This is a genomic window from Mesorhizobium sp. M0185, assembly GCF_040322175.1.
Lineage (GTDB): Bacteria > Pseudomonadota > Alphaproteobacteria > Rhizobiales > Rhizobiaceae > Mesorhizobium.
This window is the reverse complement of record NZ_JAMYSY010000025.1, coordinates 1-23,960: the sequence shown is the minus strand read 5'-3', so window position 1 is coordinate 23,960 and position 23,960 is coordinate 1. Positions and strand designations below refer to the sequence as shown.

The window sequence follows — 23,960 nt, the reverse complement described above, 5'->3', positions numbered from 1 at the left end:
CCCATCGTCAAGGAATGCCTTAGTATCCAACACATGGATGGGCCACATCCACGCAATCAATTTTACAGATGTCGCCCGGCGCATTAGAGAACGCTGAATTTAACCGGAAGCGGGAGTACCCGGCGTCAAGATTTGCGAGCGTCACAGAGATAAGGATAGGCAGTGCAGAGGGAGCTCTTCTGCCCCACGCGCAGCCTCTACCAAATCGCCCGGCGTAACGGTCGACTAGTATCGATTAAGAGATCCCAAGCCAGATGCAACCTCGTCTCTGAAACGAAATTTCCGAAAATGCAGGTCAGTGGATTGCTAAAGCGCAGGTTCGTCGTCTCTCAGAGGCGTACGGGGTTCGGTGATTGTCTATGGTCGCTGGCGGCCGCTTGGCGCTACGCTCAGCGGTCGGGACGAACGCTAGCCGTCGACTGGCGCGGGTCCTGCTATCTCGACCAACCCTTCACAAATGCCTTTCCGGTGTTCTTCGAACCGATCAATGACATCGCTGGCGTACCGGCTATTTGCGACGACCGGATCAACGACTTTTCCTTCCCGGGTCCATTCTTCCCGGAGTGGTGGAATAGGCCAGCGATCGACTGCCTTTACCGCCCAGATGAGCAGATTTTCCAAGAGCGCGACGAGTTGGGCGAGCTCTTTCAGGCCGAACACGATGTCGAAGCGAACACAGTAGTGTGTGACGCTTGCTTGATGTGGCGCTGCGATGAGGATGCCGAGCGGCAGGTCTTCCAGAGTGTCAAGCCTCGGTCTGAAATTCAAACACGCATAGATGCCATTTACCAAGAATGTTTTGAGGGGCACAGCATCATCGGGGTTCATGTTCGACATGGTAACGGTGAAGACATCATGGACCATGCGCCCTACTGGGCCGATCCGGAGTTCGCCGTTCGACAAGTGTGCACTGCGGTTGATAAGGCTAAAGCGTTACCGCACCCCAAGCCTGTGCGGCTGTTCTTGTGCACGGACAGCGCGCAAATCCTGGATCACCTGTCGGCCAGGTTTCCCGATCTTCTCACCGTCCCCAAGCATTTCCGATCCGATCAAGACGGCCCCTTACACACTGCAGCACTTGGGATGGACGGCGCAATTTCCGCCCTCGTTGAGATGTATCTTCTCGGGCGCTGCGATACTGTAATTCGGTTTCCTCCGACGAGCGCCTTTACACGATATGCACGCCTTTTCGTACCACGCGTAATTGAGTTCGATCTGAAGGAGCCAAGTCGTTTGATTTTGATAGAAGACAGCCAAAGAATCTCTGGTCTCAGTTAAGACCCGTCACCTGCACAATTCGGCGGATGCAACCAACAGGCATAGTTGAATGTCCATTTCTCATCGAGGCCATGGAAGCGTCGTACGATACCGATAGCGTCGTCATCTGAGGCCGTTCGGCAACGCGCCAGAACTTCGCTGTTACTCGGAGGCCGCAGACCAAGCCAGAGCGACGGCGATCGTGACGCTAACGCTCGAAAGGGCGCGGGCAATCACTCCAGAGACGAAATCGAGGTTGTTATATGAAAGTGGTTCCCGTCATCATCAGCGGCGGAGCCGGATCGCGGCTATGGCCCGCCTCAAGGCAATCGCACCCTAAACCTTTCCTCAAAGTGGCAGACGGGCATTCACTGATGCAGCACACTGTGTTGCGCGTCGGTTCGATAAAGGGCGTAGTGGAACTCGTCGCCGTGACATCTGGGGAACACCTCTTCCTTACCAAGGACGAGTTCGACGAACTAGATTCCGTGGTCCTGCCACGCACCTTTCTGCTCGAGCCTGAAGGCCGGGATACGGCCGCAGCCGTTGCGGCAGCCGCCATCCATGCCAAGGCAACGCAAGGCCCTGACGCGATTCTATGCGTCTTCCCAGCCGATCACATGGTTGGCAACCTGCCTGCATTTTTAGACGTCATGTGCCGGGCCATCGAACATGCGAAGCTCGGGCGGATCGCCACATTGGGCATCACCCCAACCAGACCGGACACGGCATTCGGCTATATCGAAGCGGATGGTGAGAAAGTCGTCCGTTTCGTTGAAAAACCGGATCTGGACACAGCCAAAGCCTATGTCGCGTCCAAGCGCTTCTTCTGGAACGCCGGCATTTTCTGCTTTAGCGCACAAACCATGCTCGACGAGATGGCATCGCATTGCCCCGCGGTGATCCAGGCCGTCTCCGACAGCTACGAGAACGGCCGCTTCAGTCAAGGCGAAGGCTTTGCCAAAATCGAACTCGCGCCTGAGCATTTCGGCTCCGCCCCGCGAATCTCGCTCGACCACGCTGTCATGGAGAAGACGAACAAACTTGCCGTGGTTGCCTGCGACATGGATTGGAACGACATCGGATCCTGGAACGCAATGGCCGATTTGATCGCCCCCGACGAAAGCGGGAACAGGATCCGCGGCGATGTGCATATGGTCGACACGACCGGCAGCTATGTGAGCTCCGACAAGCGCGTCATCGGCACGGTCGGTGTCAGCGATCTGGTGATCGTCGATTCCCCGGACGCTTTGCTCGTCGCATCCCGCGACCGCGTTCAGGACGTCAAGAAGCTGTTCGAGGGCCTCAAGGCTTCAGGACATGAAGCTCACCTGGTCCACAGCACGGTACATCGGCCGTGGGGTACCTACACGGTTCTTGAGGAAGGCGAGCGCTTCAAGATCAAACGCATCGAGGTGAAGCCCGGTCGGCGGCTGAGCCTGCAGATGCACTATCATCGTTCGGAGCACTGGGTCGTGGTCAGCGGCTCCGCGAAAATCGTCAATGGCGAGCAGGAGTTGTTCCTGGCGACAAACGAATCAGCCTACATCCCCTGCGGCCATAAGCATCGGCTGGAGAACCCAGGCAGAATTGACCTGGTGATCATTGAAGTGCAGAGCGGCGATTATCTCGGCGAGGATGATATCGTTCGCTTCGACGACGTATATGGTCGAACGTAGATTTCACCCGCGTGACGAGAACGGTCAACGTGTCGCTGACTAATTACCACTAGGAAGCCCGTCTGCCCACTCAGGACCGGATGCTTGTGGAATCGGGAATTGACCAAGGCAGCGGCGAATGACCGCAATCGGCATCAGGATGGGACAAATCAACCGGAAAAGACCGGAGAGCATAGTAACGCAACACAGTCCCACTGTCGAATAGCCTTTGATATTTCTGACTTTCCAAGCACCCTCAGGGCCCACCAAAATTATATCAATGGCTTATGGCCGACTTCGCTCTGAAGTGGGCCAAATCGACCTCGCTATCCCCGCAGCACTCAGTTCGATTGTTTTCGCATGAAAACGAGCAAGGACAGGGGGAGGGCGATCTTGTGCTGGCTTCTATGTCCAATCTTGCTCCTGTTCGTCGTCAGGTTGTGTGCAGCCACATAGCGCGGCTATCGCGAGGCTGGAAGGCCTCCGATCGATAGGTGCGGCGAACGGCGGCAACGAGGTGCGAATAGGATGGCTGAGCGTATGATCGAGAATACCGCAGTTGCGGTCTAGCGCGAAATGCAGCGTCTGTGACTCATCGGTCATTGCAGCGGGAATCATGACCCTAAGCCGCCCTTCATCAGCCCACCAGCGCCCAGAAGAAGGCGAAGATCCGTCACAATGCCTACCTGTACCAAGGCTTCAAGCAGTTCACCGCGAATGGGAAGACCGCCAGCCATTGCTTCTTCATTTTCGGCCATTCGCTCGCTACGAATGACGACCACATCCTTAACCGCATAGCGCGTGGCAAGTTTCTGGCACCTATGGTGAACCAGCATCCGCGGATAACCAGCGGATCATGAACCACGCGAACGAGCTAGCGGTGCAGCGCAACGAGAAAATCGCCGCTTGATGTCGTCTTTTATGATGCTGCTACAGTTCATGTCTGGGGTTTAGGCTTAGAAGCGGAATGACTGCCAACCAGGTCATCGAGCAGGAAACTGACCGGCCGGTGGGCCCAAAAATGACATTCAGTTGCCTCCAGCCTTTCGACACGAGCCACTTCACGATCTCGCGATTGCCAGCTAGCGGCTTGTTGCTCGAGCTTCGCGATCCTAGTCTGTGGTCGCTATGCCTCAGCAAGAAGAGTCCGGTTCCTAGCCGGGCGGAGGCGCAACGAGATAGCCAGCTCAGGACAAGGAGAGCAAGCCATGGTCGCTTTTACCCTCAATGGCGAGGCGCGAACACTCGACGTCGATCCAGAGATGCCGCTGCTCTGGGCGATCCGTGACGGCATCGGACTCACAGGAACGAAATTCGGTTGCGGCCTTGCCCAGTGCGGCGCTTGCACGGTTCACGTTAACGGCATGCCGACGCGCTCGTGCCAGACCGCAGTCGGCGACATCGAAGGAGCCTCGATCACCACCATTGAGGGCGTGTCGGGCAAGATCGGCGAAACGGTCCAGGCCGTGTGGGCCGAGTTCGACGTACCTCAATGCGGCTATTGCCAGTCTGGCCAGATCATGTCGGCCGTGGCCCTCCTGACAGAGACGCCGAAGCCGACGGACGATGATATTGATTCGGCGATGAGCGGAAATCTCTGCCGCTGCGCCACCTATCATCGCATCCGCGCGGCCATCCACGAGACCGCCAACCGGCTGGAGACTTGAGGCATGTTGCAGTTTCTCCCGAAGCATAATGCCGTGGGGCCCACGCGGCGCCAGTTCCTCCTCGGCACGGCCGTCACCACCGCGGGCCTCGCCGTGGGCTACCGGCTAATGATGGCCGCGCCCGCCAACGCACAAACGACGCCTGCAGCGGTCCAGGCGAACCCCTTCCAGACCTATGTCGAGATCACACCGGAGAACCGAATCGTCATCCACTCGTCGCAGTTCGAGATGGGACAAGGCTCCTATTTCGGCATCGCCACCCTGGTTATGGAAGAGCTCGACGGCGCCTGGGCGCAGGTCCACGTGGTCGGCGGATATGGCAATACCGCGCTCTACGGCAATCTCGCCTGGGGCGGGGCCGCGCAGGGAACCGGTGGCTCCACGTCGATGAGCTCGTCGTGGGAGCGCTACCGCAAGGCGGGTGCTGCCGCACGGGCCATGCTGGTGGCGGCCGCGGCGCAGCGGTGGGACGTGCCAGCCGGCGAGATCACAGTCGCTTCCGGGGTCGTGTCGCACGCCTCAGGGATGCAGGCGCGCTTCGGTGACCTGGGTGAAGCCGCAGCGGGAATGCCGGTTCCCGACGACGTGCCGCTAAAGCCGCGCGACAAGTGGGCCCAGATCGGATCGGACAGCCTCAAGCGCTACGATTCCGCCGGCAAGACCAATGGCGCGCAGACCTACACGATCGACCTCAAGATGGATGGACTCAATACGGCCGTTATGATCCATCCGCCGAAGTTCGGCGCTGAGATCGAGAGCTTCGACGCCTCCAAGGCCAAGGCACTCGACGGCATTGTCGATGTCGTCCAGACGCCGCGCGGCATTGCCGTCGTCGGCAGGGACATGTGGACGGCGCTCAAGGGCCGCGATCTCGTGGAGGTGACCTGGAACGAAGAGAAGGCCGAAAGGCGCGGCACGGCCGAGATCATGGCCGAATACACTAAGGCAGCAGACGATCCGGGCCCGGCCACCGCGCGCGACGACGGTAACACTCCCGCAGCGTTGGCCAGTGCTGAGAAAGTCATCCAAGGGCACTACGAATTCCCCTATCTTGTCCATGCTTCGATCGAGCCACTCAACGCGGCCGCCCGAATCAACGAAGACGGCACCATCGACGTGTGGGGCGGACACCAGATGCCCGACCTTTATCAGGCGGCTGCCGCTCAAGTAGGCGGCACCACGCCGGACAAGGTGAGGCTGCACGTGATGAAGACCGGCGGCAGCTTCGGCCGCCGAGCGGTCTCGGACGCAGATCTCATTATCGAAGCTGTTTCCACAGCGCGTGCACTGGGACCCGGCAAGCCAGTGAAGGTGCAGTGGACCCGCGAGAACGACATGCGGGGTGGGCGGTACCGGCCGACCTATGTGCACGCAGTCGAGGCGGGGCTCGACAAGGAAGGCAATGTCGTCGCTCTCCATGACCACATCGTGGGCCAATCGATCGCGGACGGTTCGCCCTTTGCGGCGATGATCGAGAACGGCATCGATCCGACCTCCGTGGAGGGCGCCACCAACCTGCCCTATGCGATCCCGAACCTGAAGGTCGAGCTGACCACCACGGACGTGAACATCCCAGTGCTGTGGTGGCGTTCGGTAGGCTCCACCCACACCGCTTACGCAATGGAAACCCTGATCGATGAGCTCGCCGCCGCTGCGAACCGTGATCCGGTCGACTTCCGCATGTCGATGCTCGGTCACCATCCACGGCATGCCGGCGTGCTGAAATTGGCTGCTGAGAAGGCAGGCTGGGACAAGCCTCTGCCGGAAGGCCGTTTCCGCGGCGTGGCCCTGCATGAAAGCCTCTCGACCTATGTCGCCGAGGTGGTCGAGATCACCTTCATCGATGGAAATGATTTCAAAGTCGACCGCGTCGTCTGCGCGGTAGATTGCGGCACCGCGATAAATCCTGACCAGATCCGCGCTCAGATGGAGGGCGGTATCGGCTTCGGGCTAGGCGCGATCCTCCAGGAGGAGCTGACCCTGACGGGCGGTGTCGTAGACCAAGAGAACTACGACACCTATATGCCGCTCAGGATCGAGCAGATGCCGCGCGTCGAGGTGCACATTGTGCCGTCCGACGAGCCGCCCACGGGCGTTGGCGAGCCGGGTGTGCCGCCGATCGGCCCGGCCGTCGCCAACGCGCTACGGGCGGCGACGGGCAAGACGATCCGCAAGCTGCCGATCATAAAGAACTTGTCAGCATAGCCGGGAATGACACCATGAAAACGGCCGCGATGAAGATCGCGGTCGTAGGTCGTTTTGAACGCCTCCTGACATGCGATCACCTCCATTCGATCAATTTCCGGCGGCTGCCCGGTCCAATATACGGTTTAGAGACGGTAACCCGTGTTCTGAACGACCGCCGACGGTCGTTGGTGCTGGTAGCACTAAAGAACCGCTTTCGAGACGCAAATGCCGCACGCAAATGTCTCGAAAGGGTCACGCTAGAGATTTTGTACCACCTAGTTGCATGTCTGCTATCGCTTCTTGGCGCGACAAGCGGCCGGTCCTCTGACGGCCCCATAACAGGACATTGATGTCTTCGCGCTGAGCGTCAGCAGTTGGCGCTACCGCGACCTTTCTCAGGAAGGCTGCACACCGACGCGATCTTCCTTTCGCCTTGCGCAAACCTCCCTTCCGAGTGAGGCGTTCAGTGCGTCGGCTTGGTGGACTGAGGCATTTCTGAGTGGGACAACAACATTGAAAAACATTGGAAAAGATTTGAATGCTCTGAAGTCCCACTGATCTCTTACCAATTGATTTTTATGGCTTTCTGAATACCCTCCGGGCCCACCATTATCGTTACCTTTCAATGATTTAGAGGCATTGTTGCACTTGGTTAGCCAAGTCAAGGCTGGCGAACCGCCGTCCATAGCGTTTGATTTTATTGACTTATGGTGGGCCTGTGGAGGCCGCAGATGTGTTGCCAACCGCCGGTGGAGTGTCAGGATCGTTTATCAAGTGCTTGAACGACGCCGGCACGGTGTTCGGAATAGAAAGCCGCGCATAGTCCCCTACGCAATCGACCTCGAATTACTGTCTGGATGCTACATCGGCCATCGCCGCACCCCAGGCGATCTCGTAGCCCATGCGTGAGAAGCCGAATTCGCGATCGAATGTGTTCGGCGCTTTGACACGCCAGTTCTTCATGACCTCGCCCGGGAGGCCGCCAGCAGCGGTGCCGTCCAAGTCACGCTCGCCGGCGCGGAGTTCACGACGGCGATCATTTGGCGTAGCTGGGAACAGGCCGGCGACGTCAGGCAAGACCGTCCGGCTGCAGCTAGGAAGTTAATCGCGACCCACGGCGGACCGCTCCGTACGCGCGCGCGGCGTACGGCAAGCTGCTAGCCTCAATCTCCGGATGAGATCAGAGTCGCTCAGACCGGGTCTTCAGGATCTGGTACAGCACGTTTCGGATGCGCTGCCAAACGGTTAGCCGGTTGATCACGCCTTCGCCTCCTGTTCATCGCAGATGAATGGGCTGCGGTTCAGATGATCTGTGCCGCCAGCGCCACGCCGACCAACGACGTGCCGACCCCTGCCGTGCGGATGGCTCGCGGCCAGCGCCGAAGTGTTAGGGCGGCTAACGCGCCGGTCGCGTGAAGAGCCGAAGTAGCGACCACGAAGCCGACCGCATAAGCGATGCCGCTGGCCGTCTCGGGAATTTCGAGGCCATGGGCATTGCCGTGGAAGAGGGCGAAGAGAGCAGTCAGCGAGGCGGCCACAGCGAGCGGAAGCGGCTTGGCAAGCGCCATCATGGCGCCGAAGACCACCAGCGATAGCGTTATGCCGGTTTCCAGTGAGGGCAGGCCGATGCCGGCGATACCGAGCAGGGCGCCAGCGAGCATCGCCGAGACAAAGCACGACGGCACGATGATGATCCCCTTGCCGCCGGCGCGAGCGGCAATGATGCCGACAGCCATCATGGCAAGCAGGTGGTCCATACCGGTCAGCGGGTGCTGAAGGCCGTCTACAAACCCGTGGGCATGAAATCCGCCGCTATGGGCGAAGGCCAATGAGGGGATGAGGGTTGTGGCGGCTGCCAGGGCGAGTCTGCCGAAGAATGAAAGCGTTCTGTTCATGGTTCTGGACCTGTTTGATAGGGGTGCGATCGGTTCAAGGCCGGTGCTCATTGTCCGGCCCCTGGCATGGTGAATTGTGCGGCGCCGGACCTGTCGGCCAGAAGTCGCGCCTCGCCGAAGTCAAGGGGCGTTTGTGCCTTGCCGTCATGGTAGACGAAGGCCAGGCGGCGCCGGCGCGACGTCAGTTTCGCGGGCAGCGGGTGATAGGTGACGCCAGCGCCGCCGATCATCGGCATGACGGCGCCGACATCGACCATGTCCTGCGTCTCGACGCGCAGGAGATGCAGCCGCATGCCGTCGGCGGTTTCGCCGACGAAGGGAATTCCGGCGAGGCGCAGGAAACTGGAGGGGTCGGGCGCCCGCGAAAACCCTTCGAGAAACGCGATCTCGACGAGATCGAGATCCGTCGCCGGCGCGTCGGCGGGTTCGGGCGCATGGTCGTGCGGTAGATGCGGTGTCTGCCATTGCAACGGCTTGCCGGCCGGCCCGTTGTGGCCGACGGGGTGGGGATGGTGATGATGACCGTTCGGCCCGTGATGGTGACCGTCGCCATGGTCATGGCTGTGGTGGTGATGATCATCGTGCATCGTCAAAAGCTCGTCGGCTTGTCGATGATGGATTTGTGCTTGCCGAGATTGCCGTGCGCGACCATCGAGCCGAGCGCCTCGACGACAACCCGCACGCCAAACAGCGCCGTGATGTCTGACGTGTCGTAGGGCGGCGACACCTCGACCACTTCCAGTCCGCAGATGCCGGGCGCCGACACTAGCCCGAGCAGCTTCAGTGCCTCGCGCGGCAGGAAGCCACCGGGCTCCGGCCAGCCCGTACCCGGCACGAAACCGCAATCGATGCTGTCGACATCGAAGGAGATGTATACGGCGTCGGTGTCCTTCCACGCGAGCTCGAGCGCGATCTCCGCCGCCTTCTCCAGCCCCATCTGTTCGATATCGGAAATCGTCAGCACGTTGGTGCCGCGCTTCCGCGCCTCGGCGACGCCGTAGCGCGGCACCTGCCAGCCGCCGATGCCGAGCTGCACCAGATTGGTGGCGGAGACGTTCGGCAAGTTGGTTGCCCAGTACCAGGGCGTCGTGTGCATACGTTCGTCGAGATCCTTTTCCTGAATGTCGATGTGGCGGTCGAAATGGATGATGCCGATGCGCTTGGAGGTAACGTCGGCGATGCCGCGCACGCACGGAAACCCGATCGAATGGTCGCCACCGAGCATGATCGGCAGCGCACCGGAAGAGGCGACATGGCTGACGCCCTTGGTGATCTGGTCGAAGCTCTTTTCGAGATTGGCGGGGATGGTGAAGACGTCGCCGGCGTCGCAAAGCGTCATCTGCTCGCGCAGGTCGACACCGAGCTCGTAATTGTAAGGCGTGTAGAGCGCCGAGATGCGGCGCATGCCTTGCGGCCCGAAGCGGGTTCCGGGCCGGTAGGTGGTGCCGCTGTCGAAAGGAATGCCCATGACGGCAGCGTCATATCTGCCGACATCGCGGACGTTCTCGACATAGGGCGCCTTGAGGAAGGTGTTGATGCCGGCGAAATGCGGCAACTCGCCTCGCGCGAATGTCGGGATCGACTTGTCGATGATCGAATCCGATCCGGGCAGGCCCATGTCGAGTGCCCATTTCTGTTCCTTGCGCCAGCCATCCTCGGGCAGCTTTCCTTCCGCCTCGATCGACTTCCAGCCCTGCATGTCGCGGATCTCGAAGTTCGGATGGTGGAAGCGTTGGCGTGGCTGGTGGTCGGTGAGCCCGGCGCGACGATGCCGGCGTTCTGGACTATCTCTGTGCATGAAACCTCCTTCACGACGCCGTCGTCGCGATTGCGCTATCCAGTCGGGTCGTCCCGACCATCGCGGCCACTTCGGCCACGTCTCGTGCGGAAGCCCGGTGCTTGCGGTCGAGCTTCAGATCGTAGGTGATCGTCGCGCCATAGGCGGACGGGAACTGGGGGTCGTGGCGCACCTTGTCGAAGACCAGCACGCGGGTGCCGAGCTTGAATGCCTCGCCGATATCGTGGGTGACCATGACCACGGTCATGCCGTGCTCGGTCCAGAGCTCGGTGAGCAGCTCATGCATCTCGATGCGAATACCGGGATCGAGTGCGCCGAACGGCTCGTCGAGAAGCAGGATCTGCGGCCGGCCGAGCAAGGTCTGCGCGATCGCCAGCCGCTGCTGCATGCCGCCAGAAAGCGTGGCCGGATAGAGATCGCGCGCATGGCCAAGCCCGACCCGTTCCAGCATGGTTTCGGCTTCTTGTCTGGCGCTTTTGCGCCTGGCGCCGAAGACGCGGCCGAACGGTCCGCCCGAACGGAAGTCCTCGACCAGCAGCAAGTTCTGTAGCGCGGTCAGATGCGGAAACACGGAATAGCGCTGGAAGACGATGCCGCGCTGCGGCGTCGGTTCCGGCACGATCGGCTGGTCGCCGACGACGACCACGCCGCCACTTTGCTGTTCCTGGCCAAGCAGGATGCGCAGGAATGTCGATTTTCCACAACCGCTGGCGCCAACCAGCGACAGGAATTCACCCGCTTCGGCGGAGACATTGACCCGTTCCAGCACGCGGGCGTCGCCGTAGCTCTTCTCCAGCCCATGGACGAGGATCCGGCTCATCTGCGCCGCACCGGATGGGCCCAGGGCGAGATGATGTGAGAGAGCCGCACGAGCAGCCAGTCGGTCATCACCGCAAGCAGCGTGATCCAGGCGACGTAAGGCAGGATGACGTCCATCGATAGGTAGCGACGAACGAGGAAGATGCGGTAGCCGAGCCCCTCGGTGGAGGCGATGGCTTCTGCCGCGATCAGGAACAGCCAGGCCGGCCCAAGCGCCAGCCGTACGCAAGTGATGAGGCGCGGCATGACCTGTGGCAGCACCAGCCTGAGCACCATGGTCCAGCTGTTGCCGCCGAGCGTCTGTGCCTTGGCGACGAGCTCCGGCGGCAATTCCATCACCCGGTTGGCGATGTCGCGCACCATGACCGGTGCGACGCCGAGAGCGATCAAGGTGATCTTGGCCGTTTCGCCGAGGCCGAGCGCAATGAACAGGATCGGCAGCAGCGCCAGTGGCGGGATGACGCAGACAACTGTGACCAAGGGCAGCAGAAAGGCCCTGACGCGCGGGATGAAACCTATGGCGACGCCGAGGCTGAGTGCCACCAGCGTGGCCATGCCGACTCCGGCGAACAGCCTGATCAGGCTGGCATAGGTGTCGGCCCACAGGATCAGGTCGCCGGAGCGCTTGTCCGGCACTGTCGCCAGGTCTGAAAAGGCCGACCACATCTGTGCAGGGGAGGGCAGCAGCTTGTCGCTGGGATTGACCGCCAGCCTTTGCGCCGAAGCGAAGAGATAGGCAATCGCCACGGCGGCAAACGGCAGCGTCCCAAGCAGCAACGCTCCGCCGCGGGAGACCGTCGCGTTGATGAGGCGAAGCCGCGCTTTCGGCCTGCTAAGTTGCAGGCGTGCGACTTCGGGGCCTGCTGCGGTCTGCATGATGCCGGTTCCTCTGGCTAGCATGTCGCGCTCCCGCGTCAGAGCGTTCCGCCCGCTGCCTCTGCCATAAAGGCCGGATCGAAGCGCAGCTTAACGTTGTTGACGTCGCCCAGCGTCGAGCCGTCGGGGAAGCTCATGCCGATCACGTCGACGCTCGGCGCGTTGGTACCAAGAATGCCGTGGCTGAACAGGAAGTTGCGCACCAGATCCATGGTCTTCGGCAGTTCGGCGCCGTTGGTGAATGCGACCGCCTTGGCCGGCTCGAAGAACATCGCCGTTGATGCAAGCTGAGCGTCGAAACCGGCAAGATCCGTCCCCGACGCCTTGGCCATCTCTTCCTTGGCCGCCTTGCCTTCGGGCGTGCCCGACGTCATCAGCGCCATGGCTTCATACCATGCACCGACAAGCGCCTTGCCCAAGGCCGGATTGTCCTTCAGCGTCGCGGTGTTGACGACCATCATGTCGATGATCTCGCCGGGAATCTCAGTCGAATCGAATACCTTGTGGGCGCCCGGCATGGCAGCGATTTCCGAGACCAGCGGATTCCAGGTGACGACGGAGGTGACGTCGCTGGTGCCGTAGGCAGCGACCATGTCGGCATCGGAGGTGTTCACCACCGTAATGTCCTTTTCGGCCAACCCTACCGTCTCCAGCGCGCGCGCAAGTAGGTAATGTGAGACGGAAAGCTCGACGAGATTGACCTTCTGGCCGGCAATATTCTTGAGCGCGGTCTTGTTCTTGAGGATGACCGCGTCGTTGCCGTTGGAGAAATCGCCGACGATCAAGGCCGTCGTGTCAACACCGCCGCCGGCCGGGATCGAAAGCGCATCCATGTTGGTCATCGAACAGCCGTCAAAGCCGCCGGCCGTGTACTGGTTGATGCTCTCGACATAGTCGTTGATGCGGGTGATCTCGACATTGATGCCGTATTTGTCGGCCCACTTCTTCATGATGCCGCTGTCGGAAAGATAGCCCCACGGCATCCAGCCGACATAGATCGACCAGCAAATCTTGAAGTCTTTCTTGGGCGCCGCTTGCGCGGCTGAGATGAAGGGGAGGCTGAGTGATGCGGCTAGGATGATTGTGGCCAGTTTGCGAAGCATTACATACCCCTGTTTGCGATCCGGATTGCGTCCGAACGTCTGTTGGGGGGTTCACGGAGCGCGCATCCGGGAGAGGTTCGCGCCAGCAAACCCGTGCAGGGTTCTCCCGGGATTTTGGCCCGCCGTGTTCCGCCAGATGCCTCAATGCATCTCAAGCGGTCGCGTCTCTTGGACCAGCACCGTGATCGACACGGCCGGAACCCTAGACGCTCTGCACGTGAATAACGAAGCAAGGGGCGTGCCAGTCCGGAAAGCCGTCCTGAGGCGGCCTTTCCCCGGATTTGCAGGCAATCGCGTTATGCTGATGCCACAAAAGTCATCGCAACGCCGACGGATTAGGCAAGGAAAATCTAGCGTCAACCAATATGAGAAGGCTTGTGCCCTGGGGACCTCCGCTGATCGCACCCTGCTCTATGGTCGCCCACACATACATGCCCAATAGGGACACGTTCGGGAAGGGCGTGAGCGCGCGGCGGATCCGGATGCCAATTGGCGCCGACCCATGTGACGAGTGCGCCCGATCGTGCAAGGGCAATTCGTGAAATAAGCGCGACTGCAATGATGCTAGGCAAGCCCGATCGCGTGTCGGGAGGCAGTTGTGAAAGTTGCGATCATCGGACCAGGCTCGCTCGGGAAGGCCTTGGCGAAATGTCTTGGCCTCGCCGGGCACGAAATTCGCCTCAGCTTCAGTCGTGACGAAGGCAAGTTGCGCGCAATCGCGGCAACCCTCCGTGTTGGCTTCGGTGCCCCTGACGAAGTAGCGAGATGGGCCGACGTAATTGCCCTGGCGACGCCATGGCCGGCTCTCGAGCTGGCGATGGACGCGCTTGGCGATTTGTCGGGCAAGATCGTCTGGGACAACACCAATGCAGTCGCGCCTGACCTTTCCACGATGCTGCTAGGCACTACTACGTCTGTAGGCGAGGAGGTTCAGAGGCGCGCGCGGGGCGCCCTTGTCGTCAAGTGCATTCCGACCTTTGCCGAATTGCTTGACAGGGATGATCCGCGTCTCAACGGCGATCCGGTGACGAGCTATGTCGCCGGCAATGACGCAGATGCCAAGGCGGCGGTTTGCCGGCTTCTCGCCGATCTGCCGACAATGCCGGTCGATGTCGGCGATCTCACGGCCTCGCGCCTGATCGAGCCGATGATGCTGCTATTGGTCCAGCTCGCCTATCGGCGCGGGATGGGGCCGACAATTTCCTTCAATCTCATTCGACAGGACGGAACCGGTTCATGACTGATTATCTACCCGCGCGGCGCAAGGCGATTCCAGTAGGACGTCTGCTGATCGATGGCCAATGGCGCGATGCCGTCAGCGGCGAGACTTCGACGACTTTTGATCCGACCACGGAGGCGGCGATCACCGATATTGCGAAGGCGGACGTCACCGACACGAGCGATGCCGTCGCGGCCGCGCAGCGGGCTTTCGAGCAAGGACCCTGGGCGCGGATGCATCATGAGGAGCGCGCCAAGATCCTGTTTCGCATCGCCGATCTAATGGACGAGCGGGCCGAGGATTTCGCGGTGCGCGAGGCGATGGATATGGGTATGCCCTATCGCGATTTCCGCGATATCATCATGCCGCACTGCTCAGGACTGTTCCGCTTTCATGGCGGGCTCGCCATGAGCGCGATGGACGGCGCCTATCGTACCAGCTACGAACCAAATATCAGGATCCTGACACGGCGCGAGCCGCTCGGCGTGGTCGCTGCGATCACCCCGTTCAATTTTCCCCTCGCGCTGTCCTGTTCGAAAATCGCGCCGGCACTCGCGGCGGGTAACACGGTCGTTCACAAGCCTGCGACCGACACGCCCCTGACGGCCCTCGCCTTGGCGCAAGTGATCCTCGACGCGGGCGTGCCGCCAGGCGTCTACAATCTCGTCACCGGCCCGGGCGGCACCATCGGCGACGCGCTGGTCAACGATGCCCGCGTCGACAAGATCGCCTTTACCGGGTCGACCACCGTCGGCCAGGGCATCATGCGCAACGGTGCCGGGACGATGAAACACCTGACCATGGAGCTCGGCGGCAAGAGTCCCAATATCGTTTTCGCCGATGCTGATATCGATGTCGCGATACAGGCAGCCTTCTGGGGCATCTTCTGGAACAAGGGCGAAGTCTGCGTCGCCGGATCGCGCCTGCTGGTTGAACGCGCCTGCTATGACGAGGCCGTCGAGAAGCTGAGCGCCATGGCGAAGTCGGCGACACTCGGCGATCCGCTGGACCCTGCGACGATGATCGGGCCGATCGCATCGCGGGGCGAGTATGACAAGGTCTTGAGCTATGTCGAAGAGGGCAAGCGCACCGCGCGACTGGCCGCGGGCGGCGGCACCCGCCAGGTCAACGGCAAGGGCCTCTTCATCGAGCCGACCATCTTCGCCGATGCGACCAACGACCTAAGGATATCGCGCGAAGAGATTTTCGGTCCTGTCCTGCCGGTGATTCCATTCGACAGCGAGGAGGACGCGATCCGGATCGCCAACGATACGAGCTACGGGCTCGCCTCGGGCATCCAGACCAGCGATCTCGGCCGCGCCTTGCGGCTCGCCGACCGGATCAAGGCAGGCACGATCTGGCTGAACTGCTGGCACAAGTACCATCCTAATGCGCCGTTCGGAGGTTTCAAGATGAGCGGCTATGGCCGCGAGCAGGGCCGCGTGGCGTGGGAAAGCTACACCCAATACAAGACGATTTGGGCGAATCTTGGCGAACCAGTCGAGATGGCGCGATGAGCGTGCGCGATTCCAACCCACTCGACCCGCGGCATCCCAAACGCGTCGCGATGGTCCTTTCAAACCCGGCTGTGTCAACCACCACAGGCTGGCCGGTCGGGTTTTGGTGGAGCGAGTTAACTCACCCCTGGCTCGCCTTCACCGAGCGCGGATACGAAGTCGCGATCTTCTCGCCTGAGGGCAACAAATGCGAGGCGGATGCATTGAGCGACCCGCGCGATCCGTCCGGCTATTCGGATATGGATCTGATCTCGCTCGGTTTCCTGTCGACGCCGAAACTGGCGGCGCTGGTGGAGACGACCCGGCCCATTGCAGAGCTGTCGGTCGACGCGTTCGACGCGATCGTCGTCGCTGGCGGCCAGGCGCCGATGTTCACCTTCGAAGACGCAACTGAGTTGCAGCGGCTGTTCGTCAACTTCTTCGCGGCCGGCAAGGTCGCGGCTGCCTTGTGTCATGGCGTCGCGCTGCTGCGTTACGCGCGCCTCCCAACCGGCGAGCTGCTGGCCAAAGGGCGCACTGTTACGGGGTTCGCCAATGTCGAGGAGGACTTCGCCGAAAATGCCGTCTGGGAGATGGGCGCGCTGCCGCACGGTACGCATCTGATGCCATGGCGGATCGAGGATGAGATGCGTGCGCTCGGCGCGAACTATATTCAGGCCGGGCTGTGGCGCGATTTTGCCGTGCGCGACGGCAATTTGATCACCGGCCAGCAGAACTTCTCCGGAGCGGCGACCGCCCGTCTTGTCATCGAGGCGCTCGGTGGCTGAGGACCAAAGACCGCTCCTGTCGGTGAAGTTCGGGAGACAAACTCGCCGTCAGGGCGGGCGATGCCAAACGACATCGGCCCAGTAGGATCCGGGTCCGTCCAAGAAACTCCACCTCAAACAACCACTATCAGCAGCGAGGATGAACCATGGCCGTAGTGACGACACTTGATATTGCCGGCCTGACGGCCGAAGATTATAGCCGCATCCTCGATCGGATCGGCGTGGAGAAACGGCCCGCTGGCGGCATCTACCAGCACATCGCGCATGCCACAGACGATGGTTATCGCATCATCGAGATATGGGACGACAAGGCAGGCCTGGAGCTCTTCTTGCAGGACACATTGTTTCCCGCCGCACAGGAACTGCAAGTTCAGCGTGAAATGACCATTATGACCCAGACACTGCACAACATCTTTGTGCCCCGGATTGGTGAACTGACTGCCCTGGCAAATGATGCGCCTGGTGGACCAGTCAAACGGGCAAAAGTGTAGGCATCAAGGATCGAGGATGCGGCGATCGATCATCGAAGTCCCGGAGGAACTTGCGTCCGGACGCCCGGTACAACGATGGTGACCGCGGCAAGTGCAAAGAGGTTGTTCTTTCCTGCCGGCGACTATCGCCATGCGCCGGCCGGAGTCGTTCAGCTGCGTGTGATTCGCAGCGGTTCATCCTATGCAGAGATCGATCTTGGCCGCGGGCTGCGGCGCGTCTTCACCCGCCCCGGCGACCTGCTGCTCAGTCTTCCCGAGCGTGCCACGCGGTTCAAGATCGAGGAGCCGCGAGAGCTGACGATGATCACCGTTGACTCCGCCCTGGCGTCAAGGCTCCTGGTATCCGCAGGCGGGACCCCCGAGGACCTGGTAATCCTGACCGATCGACCGATACGCGATTCGCTGGTGGCCGAGTTGTGCCGACGCCTCGAAGGCGACCCGCCAGTCAACCCGATCGTCCGCGAATGGACGCTGGGCCTGGTTTTCGCGAACCTGCTCCGTCTCGGGCATGCACGCCAGCGGCAGCAGAAGTCTCCGGTCCTAACCTCGCAGCGGTTCGACCGAGTCCTCGCTGCGATTGACGGCGATCTGGAAAAGGGGGTGTCGATCGACCATCTTGCCGGAATCGCGGGAATACCACGACGCGCCTTCACCGCCGCCTTTCGCGAGGCGACGCAATTGCCGGTACATCAATTCATTTTACGCCGCCGCGTTGATCGCGCGGTCGAGCTTTTGGAAAATAGCGATCTGCCGCTGGCCGAGATTGCTCAGCACGCGGGTTTCACTCACCAGGCCCATATGAATCGCGTCGTGACCCGATTGAAAGGGCTGTCGCCAGGCCGGCTGCGGTCTCGCAGGCGCGACGGCTGACTTGTGATCTATTCCAGCATCGCAGGGGCGCTTCGCCTGTCTGTCAATTGCTTCGCGCTCGCAGGTCCAGGCGTTGACGGCGTTCTGATCGACAGCGGAGGAGGGGGCTGGGCCCCGACAGTGGGGCGTCTTGAGCAGGCCATGGCGGAAGCCAAGATCGACCCGGCTTCGATCACGGTCTTGGCGCTCACCCACGCCCATCAGGATCATGTGCACGGACTTTTGACCCGCGACGGCCGAGTGCTCTTTCCAAACTTGAAGGCGATCGTAATTCCCGAGGCGGCTGTGCAGAGCTTTTTCGCTTACGCGCACCTTGCGCAGTTCCGGCCCCTGCTGAAGCCTGTCCAGAATGGCGACCAGGTGGGTGAGCGATTGAGGGCGGTCGCCTTGCCCGGTCATGCTGCCGGTCATACCGGCTACACGTTCGACACGGACGAGGACCGTTTCCTATTCTTCGGGGACATCGTTCATGTGCCGGCCTTGCAGTTCGGCAATCCCGCGTTCAGTTGGGGCTATGACGACGATCAGCTGACCGCGCGCGCAACCCGCCTAAAGGTTTTCAGTGAAGCGGCCGAGGCGGGGACGTGGATCGCCGGCGCGCACCTTGGCTGGCCGGGCATCGGCCGTGTGGTGCGTAAGGGCGAAGCATACGGCTATGAGCCGGCAGGAGGACGAGTGACCGGATAGGCGGCCCGTTGCTGATCGGTTTATACCGCTCTCTTCGTCCAAGGCAAGGATCTCGACGAGCAGCGCGCCGCACTCCGGCGTCCTCAACGCGGCGGTACCATCGTCCGGCCCACCAAAATATCTGATTCTTGATCCACTGGCGGCCGATCGATGCCTGAGGCTTACCGGATCGGCGTCTCGCCGCGAAACAGCGGCTGGTGCGCCCGCATCAAGGCGGCAATCCGGTCGGCGACTTTCCGTACCGGCGGGGAGTGACGTTCCTCGTGATGGGTGACGATCCATTGGTCGGTTTCAAGTTCGGGGATAGGCTGAGCAACGCGAACCAGCCGCGGATCGCCGTCACCGACGAAGCACGGAAAGACCGAAAGGCCGGCGCCGGCGGCCACCAGTTCGCGCACCGAATGGGTGTTGTTGCCGCGTACGGCGATGCGGTCGCCGTGATGGGCTTGCAGCCAGCGCGCCGAGGCAATGTTTGCGCCTTCGCCGGTGACGCCGACGAACAATCCGGCGGCGATGCCATTGATCAGGTGACGTCCGGAATAAATGGCGTGGGCGACCTTGCCGCTCTGACGGCCGGCCAGCCACTGCTCGGTCGGGCGCTCGCTGCGGATGCCGATGTCGGCGGCACGGCGGCCGATGTCGACCCGGTCGGTAGTGGTGACAAGCTCTACCCTTATGCCGTCATCGACCGTCCAGATCTCGCCGATATGGGCGGAAACGAAGGCCGAGGTCCATGGCCCGGCCGAGACGCGGACAATGCGGTCGGGCAGGTTTCCCTCGCGCCAGCGGGTCAGCGACTGCATTGCCGCCTCGACGTCTTCGGCGCGCCGCAGCAGTTCCTCGCCGACCGGGGTCAGCCGGTAGCCGCTCTGCTGGCGCACGAATAGAGGTTCGCCGATCTGCTTTTCGAGCGCGGTGACGCGTCGTCCAAGGGTGGCTGCGCTGAGGCGCGTGGTTCCCGTCGCTGCGCTCAAGCCACCCAGCCGCGCAACGTCGAGAAACAACCTCAGATCGTCCCAGCCGATATCCATTTTGCAGAAATGAAAAACTCCTTGCGACCGTGGCTGTAGCGCAAAGCGGGCATCGTGCGCAAGTATGCAGGCATTGGAGGCGTTGGACAATCCTGCCTGGCCGGACAGGGACAAGCGCCTCGGCTGGCCAAGAAGCGAACTGAACCCTTTCGATCGCGCATGCGATTGGCGCAGAGGTTTTGCGCTTCCGACCAACCCAGGCGCGCAGGCATTCTGCGTACCAAAGGAGACGATCATGTTGGATGAACTTCGATACCGTTTCGCCCGCTGGATTGCCTATCGCCAGACGCTTGCGAGCTTGAGGCAGGCCCGGGACAGCACACTGGCGGATGCCGGCATTTCTCGCGAAGAGATCCGCGAGCGTGCCCGCCACGCCAGCTTGCGTCGTTGAGGAGCCGGGCATGCAGATGATGATGCTTTGGGATGGCCGCTCGGTACCGCGCCTCGGCATCGGCACCTGGGCGGCGGGTGGCCCCGCGCGTTGGCGTGACACGGCGACAATCTATGGCGAGGTCGACGATATCAGGTCGCAAGCCGCGCTGGCGATGGCTTATGAGATCGGCGCGCGGGTGTTCGACACGGCTGCCGCCTACGGCGCCGGCAATGCCGAACTGATCCTCGGGCGGGCGTTGAGGGGTAAGGACGAAGCCGTCATCGTCACCAAGGTCGGCTATTTCGGCGATCCCGAAACGCGTAAGATCGCACCCGAGGATGCCTCTGCCGCGGCAATCCGGACATCGATCGACAATTCGCGGCAGCGCCTGCAGCGGGATTGTATCGACGTCGTGCTGCTACATATCAACGAGTATCCGATCGAGCGCGCCGGCGAGGTGTTCGATACGCTCGGCCTGTTGCGCCAGGAGGGCAAGATCGGCGGCTTCGGCTGGAGCACCGATCACCGCGAACGGCTTGCCGCCTACGCGACGCGCGAGGGGTTCGTCGCCGTAGAGAACGACTTCAATGTGTTTACCCCGGCGAACGAGCTGATGGCCGTTGCGGCGCGCGAGAACCTCGTCTCGTTCAGCCGGCTGCCGCTGGCAATGGGACTGCTCACCGGCAAATACACGCCGGCCATGCGGCTGCCCACCAACGATGTGCGCGGCGGGAATGCCGAATGGATGGTGTTTTTCAGGGATGGCGCCGCCAACCCGCACTATCTGTCAAGGCTCTCGGCAATCCGCGACCTGCTCACCTCGGGCGGACGCACGCTTGCGCAAGGCGCGCTCGGCTGGATACTCGCCAAGTCGGCAATCGCCTTGCCGGTTCCCGGCTTCACGCGGCCCGAGCAGGTCGAGGACAATCTCGGTGCGCTGGAGAAAGGGCCGCTGCCGGCAACGGTGATGGCCGAGATCGACGCAGTGCTGAAAATTGCCGGGACTGCGTAGGGTGTGGTGAATCCGGAATTCGCATTGGCGATAATGCGACCAACTTCGATCTCTCTGATGTCTGCCGATATCGCATTTTTCTTAGTCAAGCTTCCGTGGCGCAATTGACCACGGACGGAGCGGCGGACACGCTCGAGTTGAAGGTCCGCCGCTCCGGTTTTCAGATCAAAGAGTGATGCTGCAACGGGAGATGGGTAGCGAGCTGCGCTTGAGCTGCGCTGCCGACCGCGTCGCTGTCGAGAGAGAGCGACCCGGTTGAGCTGTCAAAGATGATGTGGTGGGAACCATCATCCGTGGCCGTACCAGCAGGGGAAGTATGCAATGAAAGCCCGCCCGACTTAAGCTCGGTAAGAGCGGCTTGATCGAGGTGCAGCTTGTCCTGAAGCTTGCTGAAGTCGAAGGCATCGTTGCCTCCGTGGCCAGACATGATCTCGGCGGCGGCGCCGTTTTTTGCCTGGGCGCCGACACTTTCATCGGGCTGGACGGTTTGCGCGAACCCGTGGCGGATGGTTGCCGTCTTGTCGGATGGATCGTTGGTCGCGAGAAGTTCCGAGCCGGCCGAAAGAGAATGGCTCAACGAGGCCAATATGCGGTCAACGCTGCTGCCCTCGCTTACCTTGTCGCCGGCATTATCTTGGGTGGTGTCAGTCGAACTGCCATCGCTGGCGAGGAGGTGAGAAAGCGCGGTCTTGCCATGACTGCCATCGCTGGTGCTGGCACCGGAGGCGGCGGTAGCAGTCGAACTGCCGTCGCTAGCGAGGAGGTGAGAAAGCGCGGTCTTGCTATGGCTGCCATCGCCGGTGATAGCGCCAGAGGCGGCGGTATCAGTCGAACTGCCGTCGCTGGCGAGGAGGGGCGACAGCGCGGTCTTGCCATGACTGCCATCGCTGGCGGTAGTGCCGGGGGCGGCGGTAGTAGTCGAACTGCCGTCGCTGGCGAGGAGGTGCGATAGCGCGGTCTTGCCATGACTGCCATCGCTGGCGGTAGCGCCGGAGGCGGCGGTAGTGGTCGAACCGCCGTTGCCGGCGAGGAGATGCGAAAGCATGGTCTTGCCATGATTGCTATCGCCGGTGGTGGCTTCGGAAGGGGCGGTGGCAGTCGAGGTGCTGCCGCCGGTGATGGTCCCGGCCGGGGCTGTGGCGGTCGAGGTGCTGCCGCTGGAGGTGGCTTCAGAAGGGGCGGTGGCGGTCGAGGTGCCGCCGCTGGAGGTGGCTTCGGCCGGGGCTGTGGCGGTCGAGGTGCCGCCGCTGGAGGTGGCTTCAGAAGGGGCTGTGGCGGTCGAGGTGCTGCCGCTGGAGGTGGCTTCGGAAGGGGCCGTGGCGGTCGAGGTGCTGCCGCTGGAGGTGGCTTCGGAAGGGGCTGTGGCGGTCGAGGTGCCGCCGCTGGAGGTGGCTTCGGAAGGGGCTGTGGCGGTCGAGGTGCTATCGCCGGTGGTGGCCTCGGAAGGGACCGTAGAAATGGGATCGGTGGCCGCAGCTTCGGAAGGAGCAGTCCCGGCGGTGCTGAGATTGTGTTGCCGGAAAACGGCCTGCAGTTCCGGGGAGCTCTCAAGCGCGGTGTCGCCTCGCTGTGAACCCCAGGCGTACGCGTACTCGAAGGCGGGTGACGGAACCAGCTTGGCCCAGTGGTCCATCATGGTTTCCATCTGGGCGGCGGTGGGCACGACATATTTGCCACCCATGTCGGTGTTATAGTCGCCACCGCCAAACGTCTGGTAGCCTGGAATGATCTTGCTCGTCGGGATGCCCGATGCCTGAGCGGCAGCGACGAATTTGTCGATCATGTTATAGTCGACCGCGCCATCCGTGCGGACAGGATAGACATCCACGCCGTAGTAATCGATACCGGTATTGGCGGGATTGTACGTGCCCGAAAAATCCGGATTCGCCGACGTCCCCAAGCTCATCATCGTGATGTAGGTCTTGGCGTCCGGCACATTGGCGTGAATCCAGTCGGATTCTGCCTTCAGATTCGCGGCGGAGGCGTAGGTGCCCCATTGGCCGGTGGGATCCGGCTCGTCGACCAGGAAGAATCCGAACAGCTTCGGATTGCCGATGAAAGGCGTGATCTTGTCGATAAAGGACGACGTCGCTCCGTCGGTTTCGTTGAGGTAGACCAAGCCCTTCATACCGTCCGGCAGCGCATTGAGTTGGTCAACAGATGAAACGTCGGCCAGATTGAATCCGGCTTGCGCAATTTCCGTGCCCGATCCACCTGACGTGTAATGCAGAGTTGTCATCCAATATTCCTTTTTCTGTTTCGACCGTGCCTACTTACAGACGGCGTATATTAGCGCCAAATCACATACCGACACCCTCTGACAGAAATATTGAGGTTTGAAGTAGGATTGAGCGTTGGAGGGGCGCTCCCTTCGAACTCGTTTCCGCAACGGTATCGACGACCAGCCAAGGATGGTTCTATTCGGGATAAGACTCGGCTAACTTGATCCGACCGTGTGGAGCTTGGCTCGAATGGCGCGGTCGAGAAGCCGTCCGACGCAGGACGGCCGGGAAATCTGAAAACCAGACCAAAAACAAAACCCGCCTACCGGCGGGTCGTCAGTGCGAATCTGCACCGTAGCCAAATTACTAGCATAGCTGCCGGCACAAAGCAAGAACAAAATGTGACGCAATCGACGAAGCTGCCGATCTAGAGCGGCGGACTTTCATGTGAGTCCATACCCTGCGGCTGCGAAGTAATTTCTGCATTCTGTTGGAGAGAAGAGATTGCAGA

General features: G+C 61.4%; 21 protein-coding genes and 1 riboswitch. Of the genes, 13 read left to right on the top strand and 8 right to left on the bottom strand.

Features of this window, described 5'->3' with window-relative positions; genetic code table 11:
• Positions 1–288 precede the first annotated feature (288 nt).
• From NKJ20_RS19860 to NKJ20_RS19840, 5 genes are all read left to right on the top strand, one after another.
• On the top strand, positions 289–1,278 hold the full coding sequence (locus NKJ20_RS19860) for a nodulation protein NodZ (RefSeq protein ID WP_352746245.1): 990 nt from the start codon (positions 289–291) through the stop codon (positions 1,276–1,278).
• A gap of 242 nt (positions 1,279–1,520) precedes the next feature.
• Positions 1,521–2,936: a mannose-1-phosphate guanylyltransferase/mannose-6-phosphate isomerase gene (locus NKJ20_RS19855; protein WP_352589324.1), complete on the top strand. Its 1,416-nt coding sequence runs from the start codon at positions 1,521–1,523 to the stop codon at positions 2,934–2,936.
• 647 nt (positions 2,937–3,583) lie between these two features.
• Positions 3,584–3,775 carry a hypothetical protein gene (locus NKJ20_RS19850; protein WP_352565414.1) on the top strand — a complete coding sequence of 64 codons (192 nt, stop codon included), beginning with the start codon at positions 3,584–3,586 and terminating at the stop codon, positions 3,773–3,775.
• Positions 3,776–4,123: 348 nt separating this feature from the next.
• Complete coding sequence (locus NKJ20_RS19845) at positions 4,124–4,582, top strand: (2Fe-2S)-binding protein (protein ID WP_352467057.1); 459 nt, start codon at positions 4,124–4,126, stop codon at positions 4,580–4,582.
• A gap of 3 nt (positions 4,583–4,585) precedes the next feature.
• Positions 4,586–6,787, top strand: coding sequence for a xanthine dehydrogenase family protein molybdopterin-binding subunit (locus NKJ20_RS19840; RefSeq protein ID WP_352746244.1), 2,202 nt, complete (start codon positions 4,586–4,588; stop codon positions 6,785–6,787).
• Positions 6,788–8,070: 1,283 nt separating this feature from the next.
• On the opposite strand, the gene NKJ20_RS19835 is transcribed toward NKJ20_RS19840, so the two are convergent.
• From NKJ20_RS19835 to NKJ20_RS19810, 6 genes are read right to left on the bottom strand one after another with little or no spacing between them, the layout of a single operon-like run.
• Positions 8,071–8,664: a HupE/UreJ family protein gene (locus tag NKJ20_RS19835; protein WP_352449702.1), complete on the bottom strand. Its 594-nt coding sequence runs from the start codon at positions 8,662–8,664 to the stop codon at positions 8,071–8,073.
• A gap of 47 nt (positions 8,665–8,711) precedes the next feature.
• A complete protein-coding gene (locus NKJ20_RS19830) occupies positions 8,712–9,251 on the bottom strand; it encodes a hypothetical protein (RefSeq protein WP_352746241.1) in 540 nt (179 codons plus the stop codon).
• Positions 9,252–9,253: 2 nt separating this feature from the next.
• Positions 9,254–10,462, bottom strand: a complete 1,209-nt coding sequence (locus tag NKJ20_RS19825; RefSeq protein WP_023679464.1) for an agmatinase family protein — start codon at positions 10,460–10,462, stop codon at positions 9,254–9,256.
• 10 nt (positions 10,463–10,472) lie between these two features.
• Positions 10,473–11,282: an ATP-binding cassette domain-containing protein gene (locus tag NKJ20_RS19820; protein ID WP_023679465.1), complete on the bottom strand. Its 810-nt coding sequence runs from the start codon at positions 11,280–11,282 to the stop codon at positions 10,473–10,475.
• A complete protein-coding gene (locus NKJ20_RS19815) occupies positions 11,279–12,157 on the bottom strand; it encodes an ABC transporter permease (protein ID WP_352746333.1) in 879 nt (292 codons plus the stop codon). Before NKJ20_RS19815 ends, NKJ20_RS19820 begins: the two co-directional genes overlap by 4 nt.
• A 38-nt stretch (positions 12,158–12,195) precedes the next feature.
• Positions 12,196–13,260, bottom strand: coding sequence for a putative urea ABC transporter substrate-binding protein (locus NKJ20_RS19810; RefSeq protein ID WP_352746239.1), 1,065 nt, complete (start codon positions 13,258–13,260; stop codon positions 12,196–12,198).
• A gap of 101 nt (positions 13,261–13,361) precedes the next feature.
• Positions 13,362–13,477, bottom strand: a riboswitch (guanidine-I (ykkC/yxkD leader).
• A 381-nt stretch (positions 13,478–13,858) separates the two neighbouring features.
• On the opposite strand from NKJ20_RS19810, the gene NKJ20_RS19805 reads away from it, so the two are divergent.
• From NKJ20_RS19805 to NKJ20_RS19780, 6 genes are all read left to right on the top strand, one after another.
• Positions 13,859–14,500: an NADPH-dependent F420 reductase gene (locus NKJ20_RS19805; protein WP_352449697.1), complete on the top strand. Its 642-nt coding sequence runs from the start codon at positions 13,859–13,861 to the stop codon at positions 14,498–14,500.
• Entirely contained in the window at positions 14,497–15,996 is a 1,500-nt protein-coding gene (locus tag NKJ20_RS19800; protein WP_352746236.1) for an aldehyde dehydrogenase family protein, read from the top strand. Before NKJ20_RS19805 ends, NKJ20_RS19800 begins: the two co-directional genes overlap by 4 nt.
• On the top strand, positions 15,993–16,763 hold the full coding sequence (locus NKJ20_RS19795) for a type 1 glutamine amidotransferase domain-containing protein (RefSeq protein ID WP_352746234.1): 771 nt from the start codon (positions 15,993–15,995) through the stop codon (positions 16,761–16,763). The genes NKJ20_RS19800 and NKJ20_RS19795 overlap by 4 nt, the downstream gene beginning before the upstream one ends.
• A gap of 146 nt (positions 16,764–16,909) precedes the next feature.
• Positions 16,910–17,254: a hypothetical protein gene (locus NKJ20_RS19790; RefSeq protein WP_023679472.1), complete on the top strand. Its 345-nt coding sequence runs from the start codon at positions 16,910–16,912 to the stop codon at positions 17,252–17,254.
• Positions 17,255–17,329: 75 nt separating this feature from the next.
• Positions 17,330–18,124 (top strand): helix-turn-helix domain-containing protein, encoded by a 795-nt coding sequence (locus NKJ20_RS19785; RefSeq protein WP_352746231.1) that lies wholly within the window; start codon positions 17,330–17,332, stop codon positions 18,122–18,124.
• A gap of 3 nt (positions 18,125–18,127) precedes the next feature.
• Positions 18,128–18,811, top strand: a complete 684-nt coding sequence (locus tag NKJ20_RS19780; RefSeq protein ID WP_352746229.1) for an MBL fold metallo-hydrolase — start codon at positions 18,128–18,130, stop codon at positions 18,809–18,811.
• A gap of 161 nt (positions 18,812–18,972) precedes the next feature.
• Here the strand turns inward: NKJ20_RS19780 and NKJ20_RS19775 are convergent, their stop codons facing one another.
• Positions 18,973–19,842 carry a LysR family transcriptional regulator gene (locus NKJ20_RS19775; protein ID WP_352746226.1) on the bottom strand — a complete coding sequence of 290 codons (870 nt, stop codon included), beginning with the start codon at positions 19,840–19,842 and terminating at the stop codon, positions 18,973–18,975.
• Between the two features lie 64 nt (positions 19,843–19,906).
• Here NKJ20_RS19775 and NKJ20_RS19770 point away from each other — a divergent pair, with 64 nt between their 5' ends.
• Positions 19,907–20,233, top strand: a complete 327-nt coding sequence (locus NKJ20_RS19770; RefSeq protein WP_352746223.1) for a YjiS-like domain-containing protein — start codon at positions 19,907–19,909, stop codon at positions 20,231–20,233.
• Positions 20,234–20,243: 10 nt separating this feature from the next.
• Positions 20,244–21,227: an aldo/keto reductase gene (locus NKJ20_RS19765; RefSeq protein ID WP_352746221.1), complete on the top strand. Its 984-nt coding sequence runs from the start codon at positions 20,244–20,246 to the stop codon at positions 21,225–21,227.
• A gap of 160 nt (positions 21,228–21,387) precedes the next feature.
• Here NKJ20_RS19765 and NKJ20_RS19760 read toward each other — a convergent pair whose 3' ends face one another.
• Complete coding sequence (locus tag NKJ20_RS19760) at positions 21,388–23,466, bottom strand: calcium-binding protein (RefSeq protein ID WP_352746218.1); 2,079 nt, start codon at positions 23,464–23,466, stop codon at positions 21,388–21,390.
• Positions 23,467–23,960 lie beyond the last annotated feature (494 nt).

Excerpts from the sequence above, each read along its gene's own strand:
- NKJ20_RS19860 (WP_352746245.1), top strand. The coding sequence starts at position 289 with ATGCAGGTCAGTGGATTGCTAAAGCGCAGGTTCGTCGTCTCTCAGAGG.
- NKJ20_RS19855 (WP_352589324.1), top strand. The coding sequence starts at position 1,521 with ATGAAAGTGGTTCCCGTCATCATCAGCGGCGGAGCCGGATCGCGGCTA.
- NKJ20_RS19845 (WP_352467057.1), top strand. The coding sequence starts at position 4,124 with ATGGTCGCTTTTACCCTCAATGGCGAGGCGCGAACACTCGACGTCGAT.
- NKJ20_RS19840 (WP_352746244.1), top strand. The coding sequence starts at position 4,586 with ATGTTGCAGTTTCTCCCGAAGCATAATGCCGTGGGGCCCACGCGGCGC.
- NKJ20_RS19835 (WP_352449702.1), bottom strand. The coding sequence starts at position 8,664 with ATGAACAGAACGCTTTCATTCTTCGGCAGACTCGCCCTGGCAGCCGCC.
- NKJ20_RS19830 (WP_352746241.1), bottom strand. The coding sequence starts at position 9,251 with ATGCACGATGATCATCACCACCACAGCCATGACCATGGCGACGGTCAC.
- NKJ20_RS19825 (WP_023679464.1), bottom strand. The coding sequence starts at position 10,462 with ATGCACAGAGATAGTCCAGAACGCCGGCATCGTCGCGCCGGGCTCACC.
- NKJ20_RS19820 (WP_023679465.1), bottom strand. The coding sequence starts at position 11,282 with ATGAGCCGGATCCTCGTCCATGGGCTGGAGAAGAGCTACGGCGACGCC.
- NKJ20_RS19815 (WP_352746333.1), bottom strand. The coding sequence starts at position 12,157 with ATGCAGACCGCAGCAGGCCCCGAAGTCGCACGCCTGCAACTTAGCAGG.
- NKJ20_RS19810 (WP_352746239.1), bottom strand. The coding sequence starts at position 13,260 with ATGCTTCGCAAACTGGCCACAATCATCCTAGCCGCATCACTCAGCCTC.
- NKJ20_RS19800 (WP_352746236.1), top strand. The coding sequence starts at position 14,497 with ATGACTGATTATCTACCCGCGCGGCGCAAGGCGATTCCAGTAGGACGT.
- NKJ20_RS19795 (WP_352746234.1), top strand. The coding sequence starts at position 15,993 with ATGAGCGTGCGCGATTCCAACCCACTCGACCCGCGGCATCCCAAACGC.
- NKJ20_RS19790 (WP_023679472.1), top strand. The coding sequence starts at position 16,910 with ATGGCCGTAGTGACGACACTTGATATTGCCGGCCTGACGGCCGAAGAT.
- NKJ20_RS19785 (WP_352746231.1), top strand. The coding sequence starts at position 17,330 with ATGGTGACCGCGGCAAGTGCAAAGAGGTTGTTCTTTCCTGCCGGCGAC.
- NKJ20_RS19775 (WP_352746226.1), bottom strand. The coding sequence starts at position 19,842 with ATGGATATCGGCTGGGACGATCTGAGGTTGTTTCTCGACGTTGCGCGG.
- NKJ20_RS19770 (WP_352746223.1), top strand. The coding sequence starts at position 19,907 with ATGCAGGCATTGGAGGCGTTGGACAATCCTGCCTGGCCGGACAGGGAC.
- NKJ20_RS19765 (WP_352746221.1), top strand. The coding sequence starts at position 20,244 with ATGCAGATGATGATGCTTTGGGATGGCCGCTCGGTACCGCGCCTCGGC.
- NKJ20_RS19760 (WP_352746218.1), bottom strand. The coding sequence starts at position 23,466 with ATGACAACTCTGCATTACACGTCAGGTGGATCGGGCACGGAAATTGCG.